The organism is Streptomyces sp. GESEQ-35 (assembly GCF_017948485.1).
In the GTDB taxonomy this organism is placed as follows: Bacteria; Actinomycetota; Actinomycetes; order Streptomycetales; family Streptomycetaceae; genus Streptomyces.
This window is the reverse complement of the sequence record NZ_JAFFSX010000040.1, coordinates 53,850-62,634: the sequence shown is the minus strand read 5'-3', so window position 1 is coordinate 62,634 and position 8,785 is coordinate 53,850. Positions and strand designations below refer to the sequence as shown.

9 protein-coding genes are annotated in these 8,785 nt (G+C 71.3%); 5 read left to right on the top strand and 4 right to left on the bottom strand.

Features of this window, described 5'->3' with window-relative positions; all coding sequences use genetic code 11:
• The 3 genes from KCH87_RS45715 to KCH87_RS45705 form a co-directional block, all read right to left on the bottom strand.
• Window positions 1-977, bottom strand: a 977-nt coding sequence (locus tag KCH87_RS45715; protein WP_308299074.1) for a protein kinase, incomplete at its 3' end; no start/stop codon positions are given.
• Window positions 974-1,720, bottom strand: coding sequence for an FHA domain-containing protein (locus tag KCH87_RS45710; RefSeq protein ID WP_210593889.1), 747 nt, complete (start codon window positions 1,718-1,720; stop codon window positions 974-976). The genes KCH87_RS45715 and KCH87_RS45710, both read right to left, overlap by 4 nt.
• Before the next feature lie 147 nt (window positions 1,721-1,867).
• On the bottom strand, window positions 1,868-2,533 hold the full coding sequence (locus KCH87_RS45705; protein WP_210593888.1) for a hypothetical protein: 666 nt from the start codon (window positions 2,531-2,533) through the stop codon (window positions 1,868-1,870).
• A 274-nt stretch (window positions 2,534-2,807) separates the two neighbouring features.
• Here KCH87_RS45705 and KCH87_RS45700 point away from each other — a divergent pair, with 274 nt between their 5' ends.
• From KCH87_RS45700 to KCH87_RS45680, 5 genes are all read left to right on the top strand, one after another.
• Window positions 2,808-3,662, top strand: coding sequence for a bifunctional methylenetetrahydrofolate dehydrogenase/methenyltetrahydrofolate cyclohydrolase (locus KCH87_RS45700; protein ID WP_210593887.1), 855 nt, complete (start codon window positions 2,808-2,810; stop codon window positions 3,660-3,662).
• Between the two features lie 10 nt (window positions 3,663-3,672).
• On the top strand, window positions 3,673-4,167 hold the full coding sequence (locus tag KCH87_RS45695) for a DUF3017 domain-containing protein (protein WP_210593897.1): 495 nt from the start codon (window positions 3,673-3,675) through the stop codon (window positions 4,165-4,167).
• A 148-nt stretch (window positions 4,168-4,315) separates the two neighbouring features.
• Window positions 4,316-4,765, top strand: a complete 450-nt coding sequence (locus KCH87_RS45690; RefSeq protein ID WP_210593886.1) for a helix-turn-helix transcriptional regulator — start codon at window positions 4,316-4,318, stop codon at window positions 4,763-4,765.
• Window positions 4,766-5,188: 423 nt separating this feature from the next.
• The gene (locus tag KCH87_RS45685; RefSeq protein WP_247197810.1) at window positions 5,189-6,364 is read left to right on the top strand and encodes an XRE family transcriptional regulator; all 1,176 of its coding nucleotides are present in this window, start codon (window positions 5,189-5,191) and stop codon (window positions 6,362-6,364) included.
• Between the two features lie 371 nt (window positions 6,365-6,735).
• Window positions 6,736-7,725: a malate dehydrogenase gene (locus KCH87_RS45680; protein WP_210593884.1), complete on the top strand. Its 990-nt coding sequence runs from the start codon at window positions 6,736-6,738 to the stop codon at window positions 7,723-7,725.
• A 67-nt stretch (window positions 7,726-7,792) separates the two neighbouring features.
• Here KCH87_RS45680 and KCH87_RS45675 read toward each other — a convergent pair whose 3' ends face one another.
• Window positions 7,793-8,713 carry a helix-turn-helix domain-containing GNAT family N-acetyltransferase gene (locus KCH87_RS45675; RefSeq protein WP_210593883.1) on the bottom strand — a complete coding sequence of 307 codons (921 nt, stop codon included), beginning with the start codon at window positions 8,711-8,713 and terminating at the stop codon, window positions 7,793-7,795.
• Between the last annotated feature and the right edge of the window lie 72 nt (window positions 8,714-8,785).

Genomic DNA, 8,785 nt, shown 5'->3' with positions numbered 1-8,785 from the left:
CCCGCGGGCGGGGGGCGGGGGGGGGGGGCGGGGTGGGGAGGGGGGGGGAGCGGCGGCGCCGGGGCCGGGGGGGGCGGGGGGGGCGGGCCGCCCCCCGCCGCGGTCTCCCCCCGCCTCAGCAGCGCCTCCGTCCCGATCCGGTCGCCGTGCGTCCGGGTCAGACAGTCCCGCACGACCTCCCGCCAGACATCGGGGAGTTCGGGCGACAGACGCAGCTCGTCGGTGCCGCGGGCGTAGGCGGCGGCCGCGTCGCGGCGGGCCGTCGGGGTGCCGCCGGGCAGAGGGAAGGAGCCGGTCAGCACGAGATGTGCGAGGACACCGAAGGCCCAGACGTCGGCCGACGGGCGGATACGGCGGCCCCGTTCGCCGATCTCCGACCAGAGCAGCTCCGGTGGCGTGTAGTCGGGCGTCGAGAAGGCTGGCGTGTACGCGTGCGTGCCCTCCAGCTCCGCCGCCATGTTGAAGTCGGCGAGGCGGGCCGAACCGTCCCGCATCAGCAGGACGTTGGCCGGTTTCAGATCTCCGTGCACCCAGCCGGCGTGGTGCAGCTGCGCCAGGCCCTCGCAGATCTGCGCGAGCAGGACGGGACCGGCGGCCGGGCCGGGCTCCGCCGTGAGCAGGGCGGACAGCGACCCCTCCGCCTTCTCCAGTACGAGGACCGTGGCGCCGTCGAGGGCGGGGTGGGCCGGGTCGTCGACGGTGAAGGTGTCGTACATCCGGATCAGCCGCGGCTGCTTCAGCCTGCGGTGCAACTCGACCTCACGCTCGATCAGTTCGCGCAGGTGGGCCAGTTGTCGGGGGGTTCCGGTGCCGGTGGGCAGGAACTTCAGGGCGGCCGTCTTCGGGAGGGCCTCGTCGTCTCCGACCCGCCTCGCCTCGTACACGCTCCCGAACGCCCCCGTGGCGATCGGCGCCCGTACCTCCCACGGGCCCACCCGGTACCCCTTCGGCACCGGCACGGCGTACGGCTCGGTCACGGGGCCACCCGGCCGGGGGAGGGGGCGGACAGGACGACGAGGTCGTCCTCCCGTACGAGGTCGAAGCGGAGGGCGAGGGAGACCAGGGACTCCTTCTTGCCGTTGAGCCGCGGGCCGGTGTCCGCCGTGTCCGGGCCGGGCTTGAGACGCAGCTTCACGGCCAGGTAGTCGATGTTCCACTGCACCGAAGTGCGGGACGCGGCGGGCCAGTTGGGGCGCAGGCGTTCGACGACCTGGTCCATGGTGGGCAGCGGGGCGTGCGGTTCGCCGCGCAGGCGGGGTTCGCACAGGGCCGCGAGGACGGCGAAGTAGCGTTTGGTGCGGTCGAAGGAGAACGCGGGCGCGGTGGTCGCCCCGTCCAGGCCTCCCCCGGTGCTGAGGTAGTCGTGGCGCGGTGCCCAGACGTCGACCGGCAGCAGGTCGCCGGCCGCGGGCAGCACGATCCGCGAGAACTCGAAGGGGACGGGCGCGTCCAGTCGTCCCGGCCCCACCTTGATGTGTTCACCCGCGCCCTCCGGGTTCTCCACGACGTACGTCTGACTGGAGCTGAGGTTGCTCAGTATCCAGAAGGCGCCCTGCGCGGCGATGGCTCCCGCTCGGCGCGAGACGCCGTCGTGGGCGATCTCCAGGTCGTTGTCCGCGCCGCGCCCGAAGGTGAGCCGTTCACCGGGGGCGAGCCGGATCTGCGGGCGGTCGAGTTCGTCCTCCGCGCTCGGCGGCGGTACCACAATGATGCTGTACAAGGTGCGTCTCCCCGTGCCTGGCGGCTACCGCTTCAGATTAGGACGACGCAGCAGGGCCGTGTCTCCCCTGCACGGGTGAGACACGGCCCTTGCACATGATTGGCGTGAACCGATCGGACGGCCGGTCGAGTTCACGGGCCGGCCCGTTCAGTACCGCGGGCGGTTGAACCAGGCCGATGCCGCGCCGTTGACCATCGAGGCGAGGATGATGCCGGCGAAGGCGAGCGAGATGAGCCCGCCGAAGGTCGCGGAGCCGTTCGCGCCGTTCACGATGTTGACGATGCCGCCGAGGACCATCAGCGACGCGTACACGATCGTGGTGATGCGGATGCCGCTGCCACCGTTCTTGAACTTGACGCCCAGGAAAATCGAGAGCGCGCCCAGCACGAGCAGGAGACCGGCGGCCAGGAAGCCGAGGCCGGCCAGGGCGTCGGTGTCGTCGCCGCTGCCGACGCCGTTGGACAGGTCCTGGGCGGCGCCGACGGCGATACCGGCGATGAGACCGAACAGAAGCTGGAAGCCGGCGAGGATGAAGAGCAGCACGCGCGCCGTCTTCATCAGGCCGGGCATCTGGAGGGGCATCGCGTTCCCGCCCGGGTGTCCGGGGTATCCCGGGTAACCGGGGTATGCGGGCTGGCCGGGCTGACCCTGCGCGTAGCCGTAGGCGGGCGGCTGCTGGGGAGCGGCGCCCTGGGGATAGCCGTAGCCCGGCTGGGCCGGGGGCTGCTGCGGCGGGTAGCCCTGCTGCGGCGGGTAGCCGGGCTGCTGGCCCTGGGGCGGGCCATAGGGGTTGTTCGGGTCGCCGAAGCTCATCGAGCGGTCCTTCCTCCGTTTTGATCCAGTGCGGGGACGACGCAGGCACAGCTCGGAGGAAGTTCTACGGATGCGGTTCGTCCCCCCGGTACTGCCCGCGGCACTAGCGCCTCATCGTTCTTTAGACGCCTCTTACTTGTCCAGCCGCATTCCCTATGTGTTGTGCAAGTGCAACATCGATGATCATGGGCGGATACGGGTGGAGATACGGTGCCCAAGGCCACGGGAGACCCGGATTGGAACCGGGAGGGCGTCATCCGCGAAGATGGGAGCCATGACCGCCCAGATTCTCGATGGCAAGGCCACCGCAGCCGCGATCAAGTCCGATCTGACCGCCCGCGTGGCGGCGCTGAAGGAGAAGGGCAGCACGCCCGGCCTCGGCACGATCCTGGTCGGGGAGGACCCCGGCAGCCAGAAGTACGTCGCCGGCAAGCACCGCGACTGCGCCCAGGTCGGCATCGCCTCCATCCAGCGCGAGCTGCCCGCGACGGCGACCCAGGAGGAGATCGAGGCGGCCGTCCGCGAGCTGAACGAGGACCCGGCCTGCACCGGCTACATCGTCCAGCTGCCGCTCCCCAAGGGCATCGACGAGAACCGCATCCTGGAGCTGATGGACCCGGACAAGGACGCGGACGGCCTGCACCCGATGAACCTCGGCCGCCTCGTCCTGAACGAGCCGGCCCCGCTGCCCTGCACCCCGAACGGCGTCCTGACCCTGCTCCGCCGCTACGGCGTGGAGATCAAGGGCGCCGAGGTCGTGGTCGTCGGCCGCGGTGTCACCATCGGCCGCCCGATGCCGCTGCTGCTGACCCGGCGCAGCGAGAACGCGACCGTGACCCAGTGCCACACGGGGACGCGGGACCTGTCGGCGCACCTGAAGAACGCCGACATCATCATCGCCGCCGCCGGTTCCGCCCATCTGATCCGCCCCGAGGACGTGAAGCCGGGCGCCGCCGTCCTGGACGTCGGTGTCTCGCGCAGCGCCGAGGGCAAGATCGTCGGCGATGTCCACCCGGACGTCGCGAAGGTCGCCGGCTGGATCTCCCCGAACCCCGGCGGCGTGGGCCCGATGACCCGGGCGCAGCTGCTCGTCAACGTGGTCGAGGCGGCGGAGCGCAGTGTCGGCTGAGGGAAGCGACCTGGAGAAGGCCGCACACGCCGACGAGACCGCCGAGGGCACGGACGTCGAGGAACTCGAAGTGCGGGACCCCGTCAGCGCGCCCGACGCCGAGGGCAGGCCGCGGAGGGTCACCCGCCGCTTCCCGCTGTTCACCAAGGACACGGCGCGTCCGGAGGGCGGCGGCCGTGCCGCCGGCGGTGACGCCCCGGCGCCCGCCCGGCAGTGGCCGCTGCTCGCCGTGCTGGGCCTGGTGGGTGTGGGCCTGCTGGTGACCGCGCTGGACGCGTTCCGCATCGGCACGCTGCTGGTCGGCGTCGCCCTGCTCGGTGGGGCGGTGCTGCGCTGGGTGCTGCCGGGGGTGGGGATGCTTGCGGTCCGGTCGCGCTTCACCGATATCGCCACGTACGGGGTGCTGGGGCTTGCGATCGTGCTGCTGGCGATGATGGTGCAGCCGAATCCGTGGCTGGTGATCCCGTTTTTGAAGGACACGCTGCACTTCACTGTCGATACGTAGCGCTCCGCGGGGTCGTTCGTTCTTTGTCTGCGGGTCCGTTGTGGCTGGTCGCGCAGTTCCCCGCGCCCCTATCGGGGCGCTGCCGTAGCCGTGTGCTGCGGGAACCGGGCGGCCTCTGACGTCGTCATTTGCTGCGTGGAGGTGAGGGATGGGCGCCTGGCAGCCGCTGCCGGACGATCTGCCGCCGGAGGTGCGGCACTTCGTCGAGCAGTTGCGGGAGGTGAAGGACAGGACGGGCCTCAGCCTCGTGGCGCTCGGTGCGCGTACCGCGTACAGCAAGTCCTCCTGGCACCGCTACCTCAACGCCACCCAGCCCCCGCCCCGGCAGGCCGTCGCCGCCCTGTGCCGGGTCGCGGGCGTTGACCCCGAGCGCCTCGGCGTGCGCTGGGAGATGGCGGTCGAGGCCTGGCCGCGGCAGACGGTTCCCGAGAAGGAGGACGAGGCCGAGGAGTACGAGGACGACCCCACGCGTCCATGGTGGGACGCACCGGAGGAGGAGCCGCCCGCGGCCCCGTCCCGCCGGCTGCTCGTGGTGGCCGTCGCGCTCGTGCTGACCCTGCTGGTGCTGACGGTGATCGGTGTCGTCGTCTTCGGATAGGGCCGCGGGTGCACGAGCTGAGGGTTGTGGGACCCGTGCGCTTTTGGTGACCAAGTATGTGCCTTCTGTGTGTTGATGTGTTGACAAGTTCGCGGATTTACGAGGAAGTCGTTCGACAACCGGGCTAGCGTGGTCAATCAGGACGGCCCGGGACGTCCTGAGCGTCTGCCAGGGGTACTGCCGGGTGGAGTCGGGAGAGGGCGCCACCGGTGGGACACTGGACCACGTGCCAGTGGGCGTGCAACGGTGCATGCCCACAGCCCCAATGCACCCGTGCGCCCCCACCCCGGGAACTGAGATCCTGACTGGGCGCATCCCTGTGGGTAGCCAGAACGGGGACTCGGCAGAGGGCATCACGCGCGGGGGCAAGAGACCAGCACGACCGGGGGGAAAGAGGGGGGAGCAATGCCTCGTTGGAGGGCCTTGCCGGATGAACTGGATCCGCAGGTCAGGGAGTTTGCGAGCCAGCTGCGGCGGCTCGTGGACCGCAGCGGCCTGAGCGTGGCGGCGGTGGCCGACCGCACGGGCTACAGCAAGACGTCCTGGGAGCGTTATCTCAACGGCCGGCTGCTCGCGCCGAAGGGTGCGATCGTCGCGCTGGCCGAGGTGACCGGGACCAATCCCATCCATCTGACGACCATGTGGGAGCTCGCCGAGCGTGCCTGGAGCCGCTCGGAGATGCGCCACGACATGACCATGGAGGCGATCCGGATCTCCCAGGCGCGCGCCGCGCTCGGGGAGTTCGGGGCGCCGCCTGCCAATGCCAAGAGCAGCAAGACGGCCCGCAAGAGCGGCAGCGCGACGGCGACGCCGGGCATCGCGGGACCGGCGGGTGTGGCACCTACGGTCCCGCCGCAGCCGACGGGGCCGGATGTCCGGGACTCCGAGCCCGGTGCGCCCGGTCGCTCCTCCGGGGGCAACTCCTGGGGACTGGCCGGGTATGCGAGGCCTGCGCAGACCGGGGGAGCGGCGGCGCCTGCGTCTGCGCCCGCGGCGAGTGCTGGTGCGCCGGGTGCCGTGATGCCGGGTGCTGCCGCACCGGGCTCGTTCGGCGAACCGCCGCAGGGGCCTCGTCCGGCGGGCGGTTCGCCGTCCGGCGGGGCGTCGGGGAAGCGGCGGGTGACGATGTTCCTCGCGGGTGTCGTCGGGGTCCTCGTCGTGGTCGCGGCCGCGTTCTTCCTCACCGAGGGCGGCGGTGACGACGACCCCAAGGACACCGCCAAGTCGCCTTCGCCGTCCGCCAGCACCGACCCCTCGCTGCCGGCCGGGGTGGAGTGCAGCGGCGCCGCCTGCACGGGCAAGGACGCGGAGACCATGGGGTGCAGTGGTGACCTCGTGACCACCGCCAAGACCGCCACCGTCGGCACGACCGTCGTCGAGGTGCGGTACAGCGAGACCTGCGGCGCGGCCTGGGGTCGTATCACCGCGGGCGCGCAGGGCGACGAGGTGCGGGTGACGGTGGGGAAGGCCGAGCAGACCGGGTCCATCACCACCGCCGGGGACACGATCGCGTACACGCCGATGGTGGCCGTGAAGGACGCGGGCGAGGCGGAGGCGTGCGTGACGCTGGCGTCCGGGGAACTGGGCTGCACGGAGTAGCGCCGGTGACGGCAATGAGCCTGTCGTGAGCGGGGGTCCGGGGGCGGCAGCCCTCGGGCCCCCGTTTCGGTCGACGAAACAAATTCCGGTACGGCAGGCATGGCGACCCGCATCGGGGGCAGGCGAGCGTTACCCCCACGGGAGTCCGGCCGGTTCGGTACCCCCACCGGCGGCCGCCGTTGTCCCCCCTCTCCCGGGCATGGCGGCCGCCCCCTTTCGGGGTGGCTGTGGGGTGGGCCACAGGGACCCGGACGTCCGGGATTCCTGATGCGCGATAGCCTGACCGCTGGATCTCTCTTGACGCCAAGAGATCGATCATTCGAACCCCCGGGGCAGCGACGCCCCACCGCCAGCTGTCTACGGAGAACGCCATGACCCGCACTCCCGTGAACGTCACCGTCACCGGCGCGGCCGGCCAGATCGGTTACGCCCTGCTCTTCCGCATCGCCTCCGGCCAGCTGCTCGGCGCGGACGTGCCGGTCAAGCTCCGCCTCCTGGAGATCACCCCGGCGCTGAAGGCCGCGGAGGGCACGGCCATGGAGCTGGACGACTGCGCGTTCCCGCTGCTCCAGGGCATCGACATCACGGACGACCCGAACGTCGCCTTCGACGGCACCAACGTAGGTCTCCTCGTGGGCGCCCGCCCCCGCACCAAGGGCATGGAGCGCGGCGACCTGCTCTCCGCCAACGGCGGCATCTTCAAGCCGCAGGGCAAGGCCATCAACGACCACGCCGCCGACGACGTCAAGATCCTCGTCGTGGGCAACCCGGCCAACACGAACGCGCTCATCGCGCAGGCCGCCGCCCCGGACGTGCCGGCCGAGCGCTTCACGGCCATGACCCGCCTGGACCACAACCGTGCGCTGACCCAGCTCGCGAAGAAGACGGGTTCGACGGTCGCCGACATCAAGCGCCTGACGATCTGGGGCAACCACTCCGCCACCCAGTACCCGGACATCTTCCACGCCACCATCGCCGGCAAGAACGCCGCCGAGGTCGTGAGCGACGAGAAGTGGCTGGCCGAGGACTTCATCCCGACCGTCGCCAAGCGCGGCGCCGCCATCATCGAGGCCCGCGGCGCGTCGTCGGCCGCCTCCGCCGCCAACGCAGCCATCGACCACGTCCACACCTGGGTCAACGGCACGGCGGACGGCGACTGGGTCTCCATGGGCATCCCGTCGGACGGCTCGTACGGCGTCCCGGAGGGCATCATCTCCTCCTTCCCGGTCACCACGAAGGACGGCAAGTACGAGATCGTCCAGGGCCTGGACATCAACGAGTTCTCCCGCGCCCGCATCGACGCGTCCGTGAAGGAGCTGGAGGAGGAGCGCGAGGCGGTCCGCTCCCTCGGCCTCATCTGAGCCGCCCCCTTCCCTCGATCCCCGGGCCACCGTGCGACGCGCGGCCCGGGGATCGGTGCGTCCCGCCTCAGCCTCGTAGCCGCTTCTCGAACCAGTGACTGGCGTAGACGTGGTCGACGTACGCCGGGATCTCCGTGTACCCGCACGCCCGGTACATCGCCTGCGCCTCCGTGAGCGCCGCGTGTGTGTCCAGTCGTACGACGTCGAAGGCGCGGCGTCGGCTCTCCCGCTCCAGGGCGTCGAGGATCCGGCGGGCGAGCCCGAGACGCCGGGCGTCCGGGTGCACCCATACATGGCGGATCTCGCCGACGCCGGGCTCCAGCCGACGCAGCGCTCCGCAGCCCACCGGCCTGCCCTCCTCGTAGGCCACGAAGAACGCCCCGGCGTCCCCGGACACCTCGTGCGGTCGTACGAGGTCGGACTTGTCGAACCCTTCCGGGAACCGCTCGTCGATGTCGTCGGCGTAGGCGTCGAGGCAGGTCCGGGCGGACTCGGAGGCGCCGTCGACGAGGTCGACGGTGATGGCGGCGAGGCGGAGGAGGCGGCGGGTGGTGGTCATCGACTCGGTCAGTTCGGTGCGCTGGCTGTCGGTGAGGCCGCCGAGGAGGTGGGCCACGAGGGCGTTGGCCCGGCGCTGCTGTTCCTTCAGCTCGATGTGTCCGGCCGGGGTGAGGCCGACCATCCGCAGCCTGCTGTCGTCGGGGTGCACGGTGATCCGGACCAGGCCCTGTGTCTCCAGGGCCTTCGCCATCCGGCTCAAGTACCCGGCGTCCAGGCCGAGTCGGCTCCTGAGCGCCCGCAGGGACACCCCGGCCGCGCTCTCGGCGATCTCGAACAGCAACCGGGCCTCGCCGAGTGGACGGTCCTGGCCGAGGTAGTGGTCGTCAAGTGCGCCGATGCGGCGCGTGAAGTAGCGGTTGAACCGGCGGAAGGCCGCCACCTGCTCCGTCGACACCGGTACCGCTTGTGCGGGGTTCACGGGCTCCATATTTCTTTGACTTTAGTCAAAGGATCCGCGGGAGTCCAGGGGCTGCGTCGCCGCCGGGGTCACCTTTTGCCC

Excerpts from the sequence above, each read along its gene's own strand:
- KCH87_RS45705 (WP_210593888.1), bottom strand. The coding sequence starts at position 2,533 with ATGAGCTTCGGCGACCCGAACAACCCCTATGGCCCGCCCCAGGGCCAG.
- KCH87_RS45700 (WP_210593887.1), top strand. The coding sequence starts at position 2,808 with ATGACCGCCCAGATTCTCGATGGCAAGGCCACCGCAGCCGCGATCAAG.
- KCH87_RS45690 (WP_210593886.1), top strand. The coding sequence starts at position 4,316 with ATGGGCGCCTGGCAGCCGCTGCCGGACGATCTGCCGCCGGAGGTGCGG.
- KCH87_RS45680 (WP_210593884.1), top strand. The coding sequence starts at position 6,736 with ATGACCCGCACTCCCGTGAACGTCACCGTCACCGGCGCGGCCGGCCAG.
- KCH87_RS45675 (WP_210593883.1), bottom strand. The coding sequence starts at position 8,713 with ATGGAGCCCGTGAACCCCGCACAAGCGGTACCGGTGTCGACGGAGCAG.